Origin of the sequence: Rheinheimera texasensis (assembly GCF_964031785.1) — a bacterium.
Lineage (GTDB): Bacteria > Pseudomonadota > Gammaproteobacteria > Enterobacterales > Alteromonadaceae > Pararheinheimera > Pararheinheimera texasensis_A.
Map to the genome: position 1 here is coordinate 360999 of NZ_CAXIRE010000024.1, position 18838 is coordinate 379836.

Below are 18838 nucleotides of genomic sequence, written 5' to 3' on the forward strand. Positions count from 1 at the left end.
TTTAGATTATTGGCTTTTCGTACGCAATGAGATGCTGATCCACTGTTCCAGTAAGCCGGCGTATTCGTAGTAAGCGTCGCCGAGTGTGTTTGTGGCATTAAGTTGAGGGACCCAGACCGGCCACCGACTGTTGGCATAAGTGCGGCGAATGCGATATTCCGTTGGGGCGGCGATAGGATTTCGCTGATGCAGCCCGAACCAGCGCATGGCTCTTGGCATATGCATCGCGGTGGTAACCAGTGCCAGTGGCTCGTCCGCAGGGATCGCTTTGACCAGCAGAGTAACTTCACCCTCAGTGTCCGTTGCAGCAGTATGTTGCCGGATTGCACTGGCGGGGATCCCTAGGGCCAATAAAAACCTTTTTTCTACCTCGGTATGTGGAGTCAGGCGGTCAGCGATGCTGCCACTTAAGTGAATGATTGCGTCAGGTTGAGCGTGCCAGATCTGAGCAGCTTCTACCAAACGGGCCAAACTACAGGGTTCTGGCTGACTGCTCAGTGGCAGAAATGTGGCTTCCGCGTGGCTGCAGCCAAGTACCGCGATATGTTGTACCCGTTGGCCGGCAAATGCTGGATAAGCCTGCTCCAGTGGAGAGGCCAGCCAGTCTGATAAGGGCCGACAGGTGATTAGCAACAAAAAAACCAACGGTATGGCCAGTAACCAGGTAGAGATTTGTCGGCGGCGCCACAGTAATATCGCACAGCACAAACAGACCAACAGCAGTTGTACTACAGGCGTCAATAGTATTTTAATCAGCAGATCCATAGATTTATGACCAGAAAAAATCCAGAGAAGACCAAATCAGACCGCAATTTTGACAGCATTGCCGCCAAATTCCAGCAGAATATCTACAACACCACCAAAGGCCGCTTGCGCCAGCTGGTGTTGCAGCGTGATTTGCTGGAGCTGCCATTGCTGCAACAGCCGGGATGCCGGGTGCTGGATGTCGGTGGTGGCCAGGGCCAACTGGCTCTCTGGCTGGCCGGTTTGGGGCATCAGGTCACGTTGACAGACTTATCCGGCGAAATGCTGGCACTGGCGCAGCAAGCGGCCGCAGAACAGCAGCTCAGTCTGCATATTCAGCAGTGGTCTTTACAACAGCTGGCTGAACAGCGCCAGACAGCGCCGCTGGTGCTGTGCCATGCGGTATTGGAATGGTTAGCAGAGCCGGCCGCAGCTATCCGCCAGTTGTATCAGCTGGTCGAGCCCGGCGGCGTGCTGAGCCTGATGTTTTACAACGTCGATGCAAAACGGTTTTCCAATATTGTGTATGGCAATTTTAACTATGTATTGCGCGACCTGGCATACAAGAAAAAAGTCAGCCTGAGCCCGCAAAACCCGCTCGACCCGAGGGATGTCAGTCACTGGTGTCAGCAGGCCGGTTTTACTCAGCTGAGCAAAACCGGGGTACGTTGTTTCCATGACTATCTGCGCGATCGTTCAGAGCAGGAAACGGAGTTTGATAAGCTGCTGGAAGTCGAACTGCGCTACAACAGAACTGAACCTTATGCCTCCTTGGGCCGCTATCAGCATCTGCTGTTGCAGAAACCTCTGTAACGAAAAAACTGTAGCTAAAAACCCCTGAAATCAGGGGTTAATCAAATTCCATTTTATACAGCAGATCAACAGAGGTCGCGAGGCCCTGAACTGCCTCAAGGTATACCTGCTGCATTAGCCGGTAGCGCAGGGTAAATTCACCAAACTGGCTGAAGATACCAACCCCGTATTTCACCTGCAGTCGCGGTGACAGATAGCCACTGACCGTGACTTTGGATTTATCGCCACTGCCGGCGGTATCGAGGCTCAAATCTGAGATACCAAAGGCCTCACCAATAGCGCCGACAAGTTGACCTGAGTTGGCAATGCCAATGCCAATCAGGCCGGTAGTGACTGCGCCATCGCCGGCACTGCTGCCAATATCCCGGCCCATCAGCAAATAAGCCAGCGCATTGGCCTGCGGTTTAGAGGGTTCACTGAACACTTCAATCAGTGGGCTGTCTGCCAGACCATTGACGCGCAAACCGGCAATGACGTTATCTTCGGTTTTCTCCGGATTGCGAATGGCTTCAATCGCCAGCAGCGGTTGATTGGCCGGGCCGTTAAACGTCAGCCGGCCTTTACGCAGTTTTAAATCCTGACCATAAGCGCGGAAACTGCCGTCTTTGAGCTGCACCTGACCATGTAACGTCGGTACCAGACCTTGCTGGCGCACGCGTAAATCACCCTGCAAGCGGGTTTTCAGGCCAAAAGCCGACAACCGCACCTGCTCGCCAATCTTCAGGCGGATGTCGGAAGTTAATGCCCAGGCTGACTTTGCGCTGGTCGTGTTGGTCTTGCTCAGAATCACTTCATCGTCACTGACCCGCACCGCATCTTCCGGCAGGCTGTTAAACCGGATAGAGCCGGCCGGTATGTCAATGTTGCCGCTGATTTGGCCGGAATGCGGGCTCGCAGTCAGTTTCAGCTGCGGGCTGACGGTGAGGTCGGCATCCATCAGTTGTAACTGCAGCTTGTCGCCTTTGACTTCCAGTTGGCTGAACCAGGCATCAGGCGTCAGCCAATTGGCATCACCGGTCACACTCAGCCGGCCTTCCGGCGTTTGCCAGTCGCTATTTAGGCTGGCGGCAAAACCGCGGAAACTGGTGAGCAGGCTGGCTTTGGTCAGTTCCAGTGGCGCTTGCTGGCCGGTCAGCTGCAGCGCATCCACAGCCAGATTGCCATATATTGCCGGATTGGACAGTAAGCCTTCCGCGCGCAGATTGGCACTGAGCAGACCGTCAAATTTACTGAACTCATTAAACACCGGCTGTAGGAAGGCCATCGATAAAGGCGCCAGCTGCAGATTGGCTTTGAGCTGTGGCGCTTTGGTGTTGAGCTGACTGATATCGACATTAGCGGCAATGGCGTTGTCGCTGGCGAGTGTGGCCTGCAGCACTGTGCTCAGCTGATAATTTTTCAGTCCACCTGTTAAGGTCAAATCATGCCAGGGCAGTTCCAGCACTGTGGTCAGCTGGTGGCGCAGCAGCCCCTGATTACTTTTGAGGTCCCAGTTCAGCGCCGCTAACCGGCCTTGTTGCCAACTCAGCGCCAACAGACCACTGGCATCGCCGTCGGCACTGAATTTAGCGGGTAGCAACGGATCCAGACTGCTGAGTGGCAGCTGTTGCAGCGATATTGCGAGTTCGCCTTGTTTGGTACTGAACACCTTGGTTTTGCTCAGGCAAATCGATGCTTCGGCCTGCTGCAAACACGCGGCACCCAGTTCGGCCTGTTGTTTGCCAACATCAAGCACCACCTGCCAGGGCTGTTGCAGCTGCCAGTCGCCCATATCCGATTGCAGGCGCAGCTCCTGCACATCCGATTGCCAACGTTGCTTGTGCAATTCAGCCTGCATCGCGAGCACGGCTTTGAGCTGATGACTGTCCAGCGTCAGGTGGGTTTGGTGTTTGCTGACTGTGCCTTCTGACTGCCAGTCCAGCTGCTGCAACTGCCAGCCAGGTGCCTGACCGTTTTTCAGGTTAAGACTGATTTGACTGGCTTTGCTACCTAAGGCCGGTAAAGAGGCGCTGGCCGTCAGCTCCGCCAGGGCGTAATCATCGAGGTAATTCACGTTGTGGGCTTTGAGGTTGAGCTTAACATCGGGCTGTTGCACATCACCGCGCAGCTGAATACTGCCATCGATTTGCCCTTCAGATAGCGCCAGCGAATAGCCGAGATCAACAATGTGCAGCTGCGCGTCCAGCGTCAGCTGCTCGGCGAGGGCACCGTTCAGTCCCAACTGATTTGGGCCGTGTTGCAGTTTCAGTCCCGGCGTTTTTAGCTGCAGCAGACCATCAACAGGTTGTTCAAGTGTCAGCTCTCCGGCCAAAGTCAGCGGCTGATTGCGCAGCTCACCATAAAAATTCAACCCTTTGGCCAGCACTTGCCATTGCCGCTTGGCATCTGCGCTGAAATTACCAGCCAGCTGTATCTCGCCACTGAGTTCACCCGGGTAGTCTGCCCAGTATAAACCCGGTTGCATGCTACTGAGCTTCAGCGCGGCATCAAGATCAAGCGTGGTCAGGTCCAGTTCGCCACTGACCACAGCCTGGCCATTTAAACTCTGCAGCTCAAGCTGTTGTAATGTAATTTTGTGCGCCTGCTGACTGGCTTTCAGCTGCCATTCGGCCTGCGGCAACTGTGGATGCTGACTGGTGACCTGTAGCGCCAGTTGTTGCTGTTGCAAATTGCCATGCAGGACCGCCTGAAGTTTCTGCAGCAAGAACTGCTCTGGCGGCTTTTGTTGCGAGACGCCGACAGGTGCAGTGAGTGGCCAGCGCAGTTCGTCGCCTTGCAAAGTTGCATCAAAGGCGAAGTCCGGGCTGATTAAATTGGCCTGCAGTGTTAACTGCAAGGGCCAGGGGCTTTGGCTGTCGGCCTGCAGTTGCCAGGCAGAAAGTGGCCCTTTACCGCTTAACTTCAGCTCGAGCGGCTGTGGCAAGTCGGCGCTGCGGGCGTTGAACTGAAGCTGCAGCAACAGCTGCTGGCTAATTGGTTGCAGCGCTATCTCGCCCTGCAGCGTTAAGGCCGGCTGTTGCAGCTGCAGACGGGTATTTTGTAATTGCCACTGGTCTGGCTGCAGGCTGAGGTCGGTGCTGAGGGATTGCAGCATCAGCAGTTGCTGCTGACCTTGTTGTACTTTGAGATCAGTGACTTGCAGCCTGTGCAGCTCAACTTCCAACGGTAGCTGGAGTTTGAGTAATTCTGGCAACGGGTTTGTTCCGCTGTCGGCATTTGTTGCCGCGCTCAATTCGATACGGCTTTGTTTTAACTCCGGCTGCAGCAGAGACAAACGGTTGGCGGTCAGTTGTATGCCGGTCTGCAGGTTGCTGATCCGGACATGTTGGCCAGTTAGTTGCAGCTCGGTATCCTGTAAAATCAGCTGATTGACCAGCAGGTCAAATGGCAGCAGCGCTGGTTTTTTTTGTGGTGCCGACGGAACGGCAGCAATTGGGGCCGGAACTTCGGCTGGCACCGCGTCCGGGCGCGCCGCGCTGTTTGCCGGTTGGACCAGGTTCAGTCCTTGTAGCTGTAACAAAGGGAAACACAGCTGCTGATGCCACAAGCAGGCTAAATCCAGCCGGACCTGCAGTTCTGACACTTTGATCTCAAGGTCTGGCTGCTGGTAACTGATCTCACGCAGCGTGATGCCTTGCCAGATATCGCCTTGTAGTTGTTTGATTTGTAACGCTGGCAGCAGCTGGGGTTGCAGCAGCCACAGCAGTTGCAGGCCGGCGTTGCTGCCAACCAAAGCCAGCGTGCTTGCTAATATCAGCAGCACACTGAGCAGACAAAGCCGCAGCCAGAGCCAAACCGAGCGGGGCCGGCGTGGTGTGATGGCGATGGCTGGTGGAACCTGGGCCTGATTCACTTCAGCTCCACTCATAATTCCGGCCCCAGCGTGAAATGCAGCCGAAAACGGCCATTGGGTTCATGGTCCAGGCCATAAGCCAGATCCAGCCGGATCGGGCCCACCGGTGAGGCCCAGCGCGCGCCGATGCCCACGCTGCGTTTCCAGTCTGGTTGGTCGTTCCAGGCGCTGCCGTAATCGGTAAAAAGCGCCAGCCACCAGTCGCCTTTGACCCGATGCTGATATTCCAGATTCACCGTGGCCAGACGCACACCGCCAATCAATTCCTGTTCGTTGTTAAGCGGTGCTATGGTCTGATAACCATAACCCCGCAGACTGCTGTCGCCACCGGCAAAAAAACGTAGCGAAGGCGGGATATTCGCCACTTGTTCCTGCAAAATCGCACCGGCGTCAAGCCGCACTAACCAACGTTGATCTTCACTGAAACTGCCAATCCAGCCCGCCCGGCCATAGAGCCGGACAAAATCAGTATCCGAACCCCAGCTGGTATTCGCCGCTTCGACGCTGAGCAGATAGTTGTCAGCATCCAGTGGCATACTGCCGCCAGAATCGCGGTTGCGATTAAAAGTGATACCGGGTAATACCAGATTGGATGTGTCACGTTGTGTGCCCTGCACATAATCTTCATACAGCCAGCGCAGTGATAATGTGCGTTGCCACTGGTTGCTCAGTAGCCAGTGACGTTCACCTTTGAGGTTGTAGCTGGTGCTGTCAGTATCCAGCAGGTCTTTGTTTTTATAGCCAAAAGACAGCTGGTAGTAGTCGTTGGCGACATCGCGCAGTGGGAATTTATAAGCCGTTTCCAGATTTTGCTCGCGCTGCGACAACGCCAAATCGGCGCTAAGGCTATGGCCGCGGTCGTTGACCCAGGGTTTAAACCAGTTGGCGGTGATCCGTGCGCCGACATCGGTGGCGTAGCCAATACCGGTTTCGACGCTGTTGCGGGTGGCCGGCTGCAGTTCAATGGTCAGCGGCAGCACCCCATCTTTGCGGTTATCCGGATCAGCAATTAAATCGACGCTGCCAAACCACAGCGTATTGGCCAGATTCTGACTGAGTTTGGCAAGTAGCGCCGCCGAATAATAATCACCGGATTTAAACGGTAACAGACTACGCAGCCGGGCTTCACGGATTTGACCACCGTGAAAAATGATGTCACCAAAACGATAACGTGGGCCACTTTCAAAGTGCAGATGCATTTTGCCGCGCCGGTCACCCGGCGTTATCACCAGCTCAGCACGGCTGAATTTCGCATCAAAATAACCTTTGCGGTGTGACAGGCTCAGCAGCGCTTTTTTGTAGGCCTCATAGTTGCCATGGTGCATGCGGTCGCCTTGTTTCGGCGCTTTTTGGCGTTGCAGTGCCAGAAACTCCGGGTCACGAATGGCTTCACCAGTGATTTGCAAGTCCGCCACATCGATAAACACCGAACGGCCGGCAATGATCCGGGCTTTGAGTACATAGTCGGCGCCGTCTGTCGCGTCCTCAAACACGACGCGGACCTGATAATAACCGTGGCCGCGCAGCGCCTGTTTGATTTCATTGGCGACCCGGTTTTTAAAGCGGGCAGATTTGTTGATTTGGGCCGGGGTAAACACCGACAGGTATAACGCGATATTGTCTTTACGCTCTTCGGTGGCACCGGTAAATTCAATCCGGTTGGCGGCATAAAGTGCAGCAGGATGGCATAGCAGTACCAGCAACAATACCAGTAAGAATGCAGCATAAACCAGTGGCCGGGCCCGGAATAAAGCAAAGGTAGGCAGGATCAGCACTCCATGTCTGCGGCAGTTTTGTCAGTCTAGCTGGCAGCCGTTGAATTGCCTATTCAGATGCGACTGCCAGCCGGAAGTTCCGGCCGGCGTCCACCATTATTGCGCAACTGGCTGATTTTCATCCGGTTGCGTTATATCTTCTGGCAGCACTTCAGGCATCGCATCCTGCGTCAGCTGTTCACAGATGATCCAGTCTTTTTCATCAACCCAGTTTTGCGCGCCGTTTTTCACGGTACGAATAGGCACAATATAGCGGCAGCTGGTTTGTGGTTTGACCGATGCAAAAATCGGCACAAAACCAAAATTCAGCGCCGTTTCAATCAGCGCCTGCTGGTTGTGTGGGTCGATATCGGCTGCTTCGTCGATATAAATCGGAATGCGATACTTGCCGCGTTCACGTTCAGCCAGCAGCTGACGGATAAACAACATGCCACAGAGTAGCTTGATTGTGATCCGGGTACCGTTGGAGCCGGCCGAATCGATTTTGTCGAAAAATTCTACTTCACCGGCGCGGTTCACCACTTTAAAGCGGATATCAAATAAATCCGACAATGTCAGACCGCCTTTTTCGCTGGCGGCCTGGATCAGGTAGTCCTTGGCCGAATTGATATCGCGCTCAGCACTGGTCACGCCAGGTGCTAATAAGTCCAGCGTATCGCCTTGCTGATAAGCATCGGACGTGGCCAGGATGGTATCGATATGGCCAACCAGCAGTTTGCGGTCGACGATTTCAATTTTAAAATCCTGCAGGTTGGAAATTTGGTGACGCCAGATGCCGCGGTTAAAGCTGTTCAGTTCGCGGTGCAGCCGGTCTAAGTCCGAGCGCAGGCCTTTTAAGGTACTGGCCACTTCGGTTAACGCCACCCGGGCGCGCCGCTCAATGGCTTCACGCTCTTTATCCAAATGGTGGAAGGCGCTGATCAGCTTCTGGTACTTGGCTTCTTCATCGGTTTCGGCTTCAAACTTGCTGATGCCGGCATTAAAAATAAACAGATAGGTATTTTTAATGTTGATTTCCAGTAGCTTCAGCTCCTGGCAGTGTTTGTTGTAGCTGCGCAGTTCGTCGGCCAGATTGTCATATTCCAGATTGATTTCAATCGGATAGGGCGTGACGCGGCCAGAATAAAAATCGAGCTGGAAATCAATCCGGTCTTTTTTCTCGTGTTCAATGCGCTCCAACTGGCGTTTCAGCTGGTCTTGTTTGTTGGTGATGAGGTTACGCCGGTCCGACAGGCTGCTGGCTTTTTGCTGCACCTGCGCCAGCTGCTCATGCACAATCTCTTCTTCCTGCGTCAGCTGTTCGGACAATAGCTGCTGCTCGTCGAGTAATTGCGCCATTTCGCTGTAGCGGGCGAAGCGTTTGAGGTCTTCTTCCGCCTGCAGCATGTCCTGATACAACCGCTCTTTTTCCCGGCTTTTGCCGGCAAAATCTACCGCAACTTCGGCTTGCTGCTCTAAAGTCGCTAACGTCAGCTGCAGCGCTTCGATTTGTTCCTTCAGCGCGACTTTGCCTTCGCTGCCGGCCATATCTGGCGCCGATAAGTGGCTTAAATCAATAGTGGCGCCGGCCAGATGTAATTTGCCGCCTTTAAAAGCATCGGCGATTTGGCCGAGCTGCTCAGCAAAAGCATCATCGTCGTGGATCACTACATCGCCACCAGTGGCGGTCGACAATGACAATAAATCCGGGTTTAACAGCCTGGTCAGCTGTTGCACTTCGCCTAACGACAAATCTTCGCGCAGTCGTGAATACAGGTTGTATTCGAGGTTTTTCAGCTGCAGTTTCAGACTTTTTAACTGTTTCTGCGTCTGTGCCTGCTGATGCGCCAGCGTTGCCGGATTTAAGTTGGCGGCGCCCTGCAGGCTGTGGCTCAGGCTCTCGTACTGGGCGCGAATATTGGCGAGGTTCGACTGTAGCGTTGGTAAGTTGGTCAGGCCAAAACGCTGGGCGAGGGCATCATGTTCGTCAAACCAGCTTTTCAGGCCAAGTTGTTTACTCGACAGCTCTTTAATCTGGCCGACATACAAACGCTGTTTATCTTCGAGCTGATGTTTTTCCTGCGCCAGCGCTTCGAGCTGCTCGCCGAGCTCCTGCTGCTGTTCGTCCAGATAACTCTGGAACTCAATTAAGGCTTTATCGAGCTTTGGCGCATAAGCGGCGAGGCGGCCTTTTAATACAGCGCGGTTATCAATCAGGTTTTCTAAGGCTTCAACGGCCTGCTGCTGATTTTCCAGCGCTTTGAGTTCACGCCGGTCGCGGTTCACTTTTTCAAAAGCGTTGTGCCAGACTGTGTAAAAATCGACTTTTGGATCACTTAAATGGCGGGCAAACACCGGCAACAGCAGCCGTTTCACGTCCTGCGCCGTTAAGCGGTGCAGGTTCAGAATACGGCGGAAAATGTCTTTGTACACCGGCGCGTCGCTGACGTTGGTCAGTGGGATCATCCGCAGATTGATTTTGCTGTCGTACGGTGTGGCGCCGCCGGTCAGCATGGCATTGAGTTCCGACGGTTTTAATTCCAGCGGTTCAAAGCCTAAGTTGCGTAAATGATGGTCCAGCTTGTTGTAGCGGATGATGCTGTTTTCACTGACGTAATGCGTCAGGTCTAACTTGCCGCGATAACAGAAATACTGGAACTGGTAGCCGGCAATTTTGCCAAGACCGGCCACACCAATCACCACCGGGCCTTCCGGCAGATTGGCTTCGAGCAGGATGTAACTCTGATCAGTACCAAAATAGAACTTCCGCGTTTCATCAAGATCGTGGCCGTCCCATTCGGTCAGGCGTAAATCGTTGATGAGCGGAAATTGCAACGCGTTAATCACCGAGCTTTTACCGGTGTTATTTGGCGCACAAATCGACGCAGCGTCATCGAGCGGAATGACACACTTGGCGTAGCCGGCGGTATTCAGCAGCGCGAGTTTGGTTAAGCCATAAAGTTCAGACATCGGTATGGCCCTCATCCGCCTGTAAAGAATCGACCGCAACTAAGGCATCGAGGAAACGATACAAAGGCGGCAGCAGTTTAAAATTATCGCCCTGGGTTTTGGCAAAACCGTAGCGCAGCATGCGGTTGCCGACTTCGCGTTTTAAATCGGTGGCGGAATAGATTTCCAGCTGCTCAAACAAGTGATATTGCTGTTGCAGGATGCTGGATAAAATCTCGTGATTGATTTCGGTTTCAAATAACGCGCGCAGCGGGTCCTGACCCTGATCGGCAAAAAACTCCACCAACGCATAAGTGGTCAGCGCAAACAGCCGCGAAATTTTGCCCATATTGACCGTCGCGTCGTCGACATCAAAATAAAAGAAACCACGGCTGTCGCGTTTGAGCTGATTGCCGAGTGCGCCGAATAAGGCGCTGTAGGCGTCCTCATTGCTGTCCAGCTCAGTCCAGAGCGCAAAATCCTGCTCGCTGATGTGGTAGCCGGTGGTCAGGCGTTTGTGAATGTCTGCCAAATTGGGCAGTTTTTCGAGATCGATTTGCATGGGTTATGTCCTGTCGGCCGGGCGGGTGACAAAAGGGTGCAGGCGCAGACGGAAGCCATTGACCTCCATTTCACTGACGCTGTCCTGATGTTCCAGTTTTAACGCCGGAGCGCGACTTAATTCCTGATACAAAAATAATAATTCGTCGACCGGCAACTGCGGATAACTGCGCGCCAGCCATTGCGATAAGTCGGTATTGGTTTTTTGCGTGCGGGCCGATTTCAGCACATCCTGCAAGTCCGGTACGCGGATATTGGCGCCGGGCTGGCTGTCGACCGCATCGGGCAGCTGATAGTTATCATCCTGATAATCCACCAGTTCTGCCATGTAACTGGTGATCTGGTTGGCGCTGCCGAGGCTGAATTTCTGATGGTCTGAGCTGAATTTAGGCACCAGCTGTTCCATGGTCGGCTCAAAGCCTTGTTTGCGTAAAGTGGCCAGTACCAGACTGGCGTTGCGCGAGATCAGTGTGTTTTTGCGCAGTTCTTCCCTAAGCGGCATCAATACGTCGGTGCTGCGCGTTAGCGATTCGCGGCCAATCTGGTTCATGTCGAGCAAGCGGGTGCGTAGCTGCACTAAAGGCTCTTTATCACCAGACATAAACCCGGTGTCTTCAATAAACTGCACTAAATCTGACAGGCAATGTTCCAGCGTTTCGATGCTGGTCTGGAAAGGCCCGTTGATATCAATCATCTGCAGCACGGGCTCGATGTATTCGTCAAAGGCTTCCATCACCGCGGCGTAACGGCGTGCCAGCGATAAATTGCTGTCGTCGGCTTTGGCTTTATCCACCAAATGCAAAATAGCACTTTCATTTTTACGGAAGTGTTTCACCACTTCGCGTACCCGTTCGTCCATCAGCCGGACAAAACGGCGCATCTCGTGCACGTCTTTTTGCCGCACGGCTGTATCGAGGCGGGCGCGTAAGCGGTCCAATTCGTCAATGCGGCTTTGAATATCACCGACAGTGCCAAGGTTGTGTTCCTGCGTAAGAAACTGAATAAACTCCAGCACCGAACGGTTCAGTTCCAGCTGACTGGATTTGGCCTGCGGGATTAAAATTTCCTGGGCCAGCAGTTTTTGCGCTTCGCGAAACACCTGCTCGCTGGAGAGCTGCGGGAAATAACGGCTAAACAGCGCCTGCACGTCCTGAAAACTAAAACTGTACAGCTGACTGCGATTGGCCAGCGCTTCAAGCACCGGCCAGTCGTCGTCCAGGCATTTCAGTATTTTTTTGGCTGATAACATGTGGGGATTGCTTTCATCCGGTGATTATTTGATTCATTGGAGTTATACGACCAATTTCCAGTAGAGCACGATGAACCGCAGTGTTAGAATGCCGCCCCGACAATATTTCATAATTTATTAATAATTGCGGGTGGTCATTTATGCTAACGGGTATTTTACTGGGCTTGGTTGCACTTGCCTTTGTGCTGATCGTTATAGAGGATATTATCCACGTAAACAAGGCAAAAACGACACTTTTTTTCGGTACTCTGTGCTGGATTTTACTGTTTATTTTTGCCGACGGCGATGCCTCGCGTGAGCATGTTCAGCAGCAGCTAGAACACAATTTGTTAGAAATCGCCACCTTGTGGTTATTTTTAATGTCAACTATGACTTTTGTCGCCTATTTAAACAGCAAAGGTTTTATCGCGCAGCTGGTACAACGCATTCTGCCGTCTGAGCTGACAGAGCGTAAACTGATGTTTATCGTCGCAACCTTTGCTTTTGTGTTCTCGTCTTTTGCCGACAACGTCACGGCCACGCTGGTGACTATTGCGGTCATCTCCGGTGTGAAACTGGAAGCAGCGAAAAAAGTGAAGTTCGGTGCCTTAATTATTTTCGCCGTGAACAGCGGTGGTGTGTCGTTAATCACCGGTGATGTGACCACGCTGATGTTCTTCCTGGCGGAGAAAGTGACAATCCCGAACCTGCTGTGGCTGGTGCCACCGGCTTTTGGTGCTGTCATGTTACTGGCCATTCTGTTATCCCGTGGCATGAATCAACCGCTGACTGTGGAAAAAAATACCAAGCCGTTTGAAAAGCGTGATGCGGTCATCGCCGGGATTTTTGTCAGTACCATTTTCGCGACTTTAATCTTCAACATTCTGTTTTCAATTCCGCCGGTGCTGACCTTTTTGTTCGGTCTGGGCGTGATGTTTTTAAGTGCGCAGTTTTTGTTCCGCAAAAAAGCCACACAAAGCATTCTGAACTATGTGCGTGAAGTGGAATTTGAAACGCTGCTGTTCTTCCTCGGCGTGCTGTTGTTAGTCGGCGTGTTAAAGGAGCTGCATTTCCTGAAGAATTTCACCGACTTATACGCCGTATTACCGCCGGTACAAGCGAACTATCTGATGGGCCTGTCTTCGGCGTTGATCGATAACGTGCCGCTGACTGCCGCCTTATTAAAAGCTGATTTAGTGCTGACGACTGCGGAATGGCTGATGCTGACTTATGCAGTAGGTGTCGGTGGCTCGCTGTTAATCATCGGCTCAGCGGCCGGTATTATCGCGATGAGCAAATTAAAAGAACTGACCTTTGGCACTTACCTGAAAATGGGCGGCTATTTATTGCTGTGCTACAGCCTGGGTTACGCCGGGGTGTTTTTCAGCGGCCAATTAGCCGGCTACTAAATCTACGGCCAGGTCGGCTACAGATATCCTGACAAAACGGCGCTTTATGGCGCCGTTTTTTTTGCCTGAAACTGAGCCGGGTACTGGGTTAAAATGTAATTTTATTACAGCCGTCTAAAAGGCTGTTGCCTTTTAGCCTCAGACAAGATAAGGTAGCGGCGTCAATCATTCTGATAGACCAGAAGAGGAGCGTTCACCAGGTAGTTCAGTTCAGGTGGCTATACACCGCAGACTGAAGGAGGGGGATGAACGCCGAGGAAAACCTGTCATAGCAGCAGGTTTTTCGGTTGTCAGGGCTGAATCCCTGCGACTGTCACCTGAAACTTCGGTGGAGAGCTTCTGGCCTTTGTTGTGTCTGCAAGTAGACAACAACACCGTGCTTTCGCGTCCGGGGTTTGTTGTATCTGATTGTTGTGCTGCAAATGCCATGCTCTGCTTATTTTGTTCATAAGGAGAGACACCTTGTCTAATCAATTCATCGTCGCCAAATTTGGCGGTACCTCTGTTGCTGATTTCACGGCCATGTCGCGTTGTGCCGATATTGTCCTTGCAGACCCTACGATTCGTTTGGTGGTGGTCAGCGCGAGTTCCGGCGTCACTAATCTGCTCGTTGCCATCACTAAAGAAGACATCATTGAAGGGCGTTTTGCCCATTATGCCGGCATTGAGCGTATTACCTATGCAGTGCTGGAAAAACTACAGCAACAAGCTGCGGTTGGCGCAGCCATTGAACAGTTGCTGTTAGAGCTGAAAACCCTCATTGGCCGCACTGTGGCTTTTACCGACAGCGAAAAAGACCTGGTGCAATCCTTTGGTGAGCGGTTAAGTTCGGTGTTATTCGCGCAGGTGCTGGCAGAGCGCGGAGCTGCCGTCAGCAGCTTTGATGTGCGTCAGGTGCTGCGGACCGATTCACGTTTTGGCAAAGGCGAACCACAAATCGAACAGGTTGCAGCGCTGACGGCACAGTATCTGACACCGCTGTTACAGTCACAAATTATTGTGACTCAAGGTTTTATCGGTGCTGACAGTGCGAATCAGACCACCACACTCGGCCGTGGTGGTTCGGATTACAGCGCCGCCATTCTGGGCGAAGCCATTGGGGCCAAAGTGGTACAAATCTGGACGGATGTGGTCGGCATTTTCACCACAGACCCACGCCTGACGCCGGACGCGCGTTGTATTCCGGAAATCAGTTTTGACGAAGCGGCCGAAATGGCGACCTTTGGCGCCAAAGTGCTGCACCCGGCGACGCTTATTCCGGCGATGCGGCAAAATATTCCGGTGTTTGTTGGTTCCAGCCGCGAGCCGGAAGCCGGCGGCACCTGGATCTCCAAACAAGTCGACGCAAGGCCGTCTTACCGCGCTATTGCACTGCGGAAAAACCAGACGCTTATCACAGTGAAAAGCCCGGCAATGTTGCATGCCGCCGGCTTTTTAACCCGGGTCTTTGCGATTTTAAGTCAGCATCAGATTTCGGTCGATTTAGTCACAACCTCTGAAATCAGCGTTGCACTGACGTTAGACGATGCACCGGGTAGCGCGTTTGGCACTGCGATTGAACCAGCGCTGGCGGCTTTACGTGAATTCTCCGAAGTCACAGTCGAGCAGGGCCTGAGCCTTGTCGCCGTCATCGGTAATCACCTGCACAGCACGCGCGGCATCACCGGTTCTTTGTTCCAGGCGCTGGAACAAATCAACATGCGGCTGATTTGCCACGGTGCCAGCCGGCACAATTTGTGTTTCCTGGTGCAGGATGGCGAAGCGCCTGGCGTGGTAAAGGAGCTGCATCAGGCGTTGTTTCAGGCGGCTTAAAGGGCCGATGACGAAAAAGCCAGCATCAACGCTGGCTTTTTTGTGGTTTAAATCCTGAGTTGTCGGAAATTCTTTGCAAATTCAGAGTGGCAGATGTTGGCGTAGAAAATTCTCCATTGCGCTAAAAGCTTCAACCCGCTCTTGTTCGGTATCAAAAAAGTGGGTGCCGTCTTTTTGTTCCACGTAACTGACATTCACACCACGGCGTTTTAATGCGTCATAAAAATCAGCCGATTGTTTATAAGACACCCGGGTGTCTTTAACGCCATGGATCAACAACATTGGCTTTTTGATTGCGGCCAGATTGGACATCGCGGAGACGGCATCAAGCGCCGGCTTGTTATTTTCATAATCCCCGATCAAGGTGCGTTGCACAACTTTTCTCGCTTCACTGTTCGAGCCATCCGTGCGTAGCATCGCCGCAAGGTCTGAAATACCAGAGATCGCGATAAAACAATTAAATTTAGCGCTGTCGCGGTAGCTGCCGACCATCGCAGCGTAACCGCCGTAGCTGGCCCCAACTAAACAGCTGCGGCTGCTGTCGACATCAGGATTGGCGGAAACAGCCTGCAGCGCGTCCATCAGGTCGTCTTGCATTTGTTTGCCCCATTGCTGATAACCAGCGGCCTCAAATTTGTTACCAAAACCAGATGAACCGCGAAAATTTACCTGCAATACCGCATAACCCATTGAGCTGAAAAACTGTACAAAAGGGTCAAAGCCTTTGTTATCCCGGGCATGTGGGCCACCGTGTGGGAACAGAATAACGGGGGCAGGTTTGTCTTTATTTGGCGGCGTCGTCAGGTAACCACTCATCGCTAAACCGTCGCGGCTTTTGAAGCTGAAATTATTCACTGACGGCAGTTGCGTCTTTTCCAGATGTGGATACTGACTGAACCAGAATGCCGCCTTTTTTGTGTTGAAATCGAGTGTTAAATACCGACCGGGCTGATTGTCCTTCACGGTGTAAATAATGACTCGCTGGCCATCGTCACTGTAGCTGGTGATATAGGAATGACGGTCCGGAAACAGCTTCTTCACTTGCTCGTTATATTGCTGTTGTTTGGCGTCGATGAAACGCTGCTCAAAGAAGTCTTTGGTATAGCCATAGCCGATTAATTTACCGGCTTTTTTGTAGGTGGCGTCGATATCGTGGTCTGGGATCTGGTACAAAGGTTTGCCGATTTCAGCAGTTTTTAAGTCGACTTCGGCCAGGTAGTTAAAATCGCTTTGATAGTCCGTATTAACCAACACTGACTTGCCATCTTCCGACAGACCGACTGGGTTAAAATCAATGTCACCCGAGATATCAATGGTCCGCAGCGATAGCCACGCTGCGTCGGGCGCGCTTTTATACTCAACGCTCAGTTTCTGCTGTTTCAGCACTGTTGAAAAACGCACATTGCCAGCGCGGTCCGTGGCAAAACCTGCACGATCACCAGCACCACTCTCGATTTTGCTGAATTTACTGTCGTAGACATTTACTTTGAAGACGCCAAAACCCTGATCGCGTTCGTCATAAGCTGTGACCAGCACATGATCGTTATCATCAGCCAGATCATTTAACAAATGCGTGCTTTGCAGACCTGCCATGGCACTGTGTTCGGCTTTTTTATATACCGACTGGTTCTTGATTTCGAGCAGTTCAGATCCATCCGCATTGACCGCATACATGGTATGAAAGCGATAAAACCGGCCTGACAGGTATTCAGCACGGCTGGCGTTGATCAATAGCCGCTTGGGGTTAACCCAATCAACAGATTCAATCCGATCCGAGGCAAACTTCAGGCTGACAACCGGCGTGGTTTCGTGCTGGCCAAATAGTGATGTCATCACCACTTGTTTGCCATCGACCTGAAAAATCCCAACAACAAACTGGCCATCCGGAGAGACCGATGCCTGCTGGACTAACGGCATCTTGCCGAACAGCTTTGCGTTATTTGTTTCTGTCGCGAAGGTACCATTGCTTAGGCAGGCGAAAATAAACCAAAACAGCCTTGTTTTCATAAATATTGTCCTTGTGTTAGATAATGATTTACTTACTATTGATTTACTTTGTTATATCAATAAATGCAAATAAAAACAAAATGATAATTATTTGATGGCTGTTTAGCAGAGGTAAATTGGAGAGCGTAAGGATGGCAGCCTGACAAGTGCAGGCTGCCATGAAGAGGCTTAGATAAACAACTGTTTGATTTCGTTGAATGACGCTACAAATTCCGGCGCGCGGTAGTATTCATTCGACGGAATTAATCCGAGCTCAACATAAGGCGTCAGCAATTCTGCCGTGTCGCCTGCCGCATGATAACGGCCTTGTTTAATCGCTGCGATCCGAATGAAATCAACATAAGACGGGTGTTTCGGTTGGTATTCGGCATGATCCCAATGTTCTGCGACTTCGATCAGCTCGTCCGGGAAACCCCAGGAACGCAAAATTGTCGAGCCAATTGGGCCGGCAATAGAAGCTGTTGCCTGTTTGACAAAATCTTCGTTGCCAAAAACGTCCAGTTGTTTTTCGGCTTCGGTTAAGACCGGTAAAGCGCCGATATTGTGCACCAGGCCAGCCAGGGTCATAGTGTCAAAGTTCACAGCCGTATATTTATAGTTTGAATTGTATTGTTGCATCGTGGCCAGCGCAAAAGCGGTCAGTTCCAGCGTTTCAGCCCAGACTTTGTCCATGAACTTTTTGATCATCGGGCTTTTCGATACAAACAACTGTTCCATCGCCATCGCCGTCACGACGTTTTTGATATAACGCAGGCCAATCCGGGTGGTTGCCTGTTGCAGTGTGTTGACATGGACGCCACGGCCCACAAAAGCGCTGTTGGCAATTTTCATGATACGGGCGGACAGGGCTGGATCATGTGAAATCATCTCGGCCATCTTGCTTAAATTCACGTCTGGATCTTCCGCAAGCTTACGGATTTTCAGCGCAATTTCAGGCAAGCTTGGCAGAACCAGTGTATCAGTGCGGACTTTTTCGATCAGAATAGTTAATAAGGCATTTTGAACTGTCATAAATAAGAACCTTGTAACGAATGTACAGAGAAGATGTGGGACGCGAATAAGTTGATTATTGTCTAACTCACCGCGGTTTCACAGCCGGAAAATGAAAAAAATAAAAAATAACTATGCTTTTCCAGATTAAAAACAGCTGCCAGATCATCTGCTTAGTCTGGCTTCATCAAATGAACCTTTATCAGGACGGTTAAAACTTATCGAGTATACCGCGATGATAAAGGTTGGCATCGAGTGTCAGACCACAACTGCGGATTTTGTGCTCAAGCTGAATAAGCTCGAGTTCAAGCTCTTGTAAATTCAACAAGTTATCATCAAGTTGCCAAAGCTGTTTTGACCCTTGCAGGTTATACAGCATCACCAGCATCGCATCCGGGTCCTGCGCTTCAACCGCCTTTTTTAATACGGTCAGTTTGCGGTTGATCAGGTTAAGTTCCTGTTTCAAATCCCAGACATAAGCCACTTCATAAAAATAACCGGTACTTTTCAGTCGGTGCAGACACCAGGCGGCGATGGCTCCTCCGGCGCAGACACCCAGTAAATTCAGATAAAAATTCTGGCCTTGCGCAGCGCCGAACCAATAGACCAATGCAGCAGAAATGCCGACGCCTAAGGCTGAGAACACCGCGACAGCGCAGACAATCACCACATTGAGGTGGCTTCTGTAGGTATTTTTATCGATATCAACCAGTTGCAT

General features: G+C 51.8%; 12 protein-coding genes and 1 riboswitch. Of the genes, 3 read left to right on the forward strand and 9 right to left on the reverse strand.

Annotated elements, in window-relative coordinates:
• Positions 1-6 precede the first annotated feature (6 nt).
• Positions 7-633: an ElyC/SanA/YdcF family protein gene (locus tag ABNT34_RS20220; RefSeq protein ID WP_348734710.1), complete on the reverse strand. Its 627-nt coding sequence runs from the start codon at positions 631-633 to the stop codon at positions 7-9.
• 138 nt (positions 634-771) lie between these two features.
• On the opposite strand from ABNT34_RS20220, the gene ABNT34_RS20225 reads away from it, so the two are divergent.
• Positions 772-1557 (forward strand): methyltransferase domain-containing protein, encoded by a 786-nt coding sequence (locus ABNT34_RS20225; protein ID WP_348734711.1) that lies wholly within the window; start codon positions 772-774, stop codon positions 1555-1557.
• Positions 1558-1594: 37 nt separating this feature from the next.
• Here the strand turns inward: ABNT34_RS20225 and ABNT34_RS20230 are convergent, their stop codons facing one another.
• The 5 genes from ABNT34_RS20230 to ABNT34_RS20250 all read right to left on the reverse strand — a co-directional run bounded on the left by ABNT34_RS20230 (position 1595) and on the right by ABNT34_RS20250 (position 11923).
• Positions 1595-5425, reverse strand: a complete 3831-nt coding sequence (locus tag ABNT34_RS20230) for a translocation/assembly module TamB domain-containing protein (protein ID WP_348734712.1) — start codon at positions 5423-5425, stop codon at positions 1595-1597.
• Positions 5422-7185 (reverse strand): autotransporter assembly complex family protein, encoded by a 1764-nt coding sequence (locus ABNT34_RS20235; protein ID WP_348734713.1) that lies wholly within the window; start codon positions 7183-7185, stop codon positions 5422-5424. The genes ABNT34_RS20230 and ABNT34_RS20235 overlap by 4 nt, the downstream gene beginning before the upstream one ends.
• 96 nt (positions 7186-7281) lie before the next feature.
• A complete protein-coding gene (locus ABNT34_RS20240; protein WP_348734714.1) occupies positions 7282-10134 on the reverse strand; it encodes an ATPase in 2853 nt (950 codons plus the stop codon).
• Positions 10127-10675: a hypothetical protein gene (locus ABNT34_RS20245; protein WP_348734715.1), complete on the reverse strand. Its 549-nt coding sequence runs from the start codon at positions 10673-10675 to the stop codon at positions 10127-10129. The genes ABNT34_RS20240 and ABNT34_RS20245 overlap by 8 nt, the downstream gene beginning before the upstream one ends.
• A gap of 3 nt (positions 10676-10678) precedes the next feature.
• Positions 10679-11923, reverse strand: a complete 1245-nt coding sequence (locus tag ABNT34_RS20250; protein ID WP_348734716.1) for a hypothetical protein — start codon at positions 11921-11923, stop codon at positions 10679-10681.
• Positions 11924-12063: 140 nt separating this feature from the next.
• Between ABNT34_RS20250 and nhaD the strand changes: the two genes are divergently transcribed.
• Together nhaD and lysC are read left to right on the forward strand one after the other, a co-directional pair.
• Positions 12064-13311: a sodium:proton antiporter NhaD gene (gene nhaD / locus ABNT34_RS20255; protein ID WP_348734717.1), complete on the forward strand. Its 1248-nt coding sequence runs from the start codon at positions 12064-12066 to the stop codon at positions 13309-13311.
• Positions 13312-13485: 174 nt separating this feature from the next.
• Positions 13486-13658: riboswitch (Lysine riboswitch) on the forward strand.
• A gap of 115 nt (positions 13659-13773) precedes the next feature.
• A complete protein-coding gene (lysC, locus tag ABNT34_RS20260) occupies positions 13774-15123 on the forward strand; it encodes a lysine-sensitive aspartokinase 3 (protein WP_348734718.1) in 1350 nt (449 codons plus the stop codon).
• 81 nt (positions 15124-15204) lie between these two features.
• Here the strand turns inward: lysC and ABNT34_RS20265 are convergent, their stop codons facing one another.
• The 3 genes from ABNT34_RS20265 to ABNT34_RS20275 all read right to left on the reverse strand — a co-directional run bounded on the left by ABNT34_RS20265 (position 15205) and on the right by ABNT34_RS20275 (position 18838).
• Entirely contained in the window at positions 15205-17040 is a 1836-nt protein-coding gene (locus ABNT34_RS20265) for a prolyl oligopeptidase family serine peptidase (protein ID WP_348734719.1), read from the reverse strand.
• 258 nt (positions 17041-17298) lie between these two features.
• A complete protein-coding gene (locus tag ABNT34_RS20270) occupies positions 17299-18141 on the reverse strand; it encodes an HDOD domain-containing protein (protein ID WP_348734720.1) in 843 nt (280 codons plus the stop codon).
• Positions 18142-18331: 190 nt separating this feature from the next.
• Positions 18332-18838, reverse strand: coding sequence for a DUF3087 family protein (locus ABNT34_RS20275; RefSeq protein WP_348734721.1), 507 nt, complete (start codon positions 18836-18838; stop codon positions 18332-18334).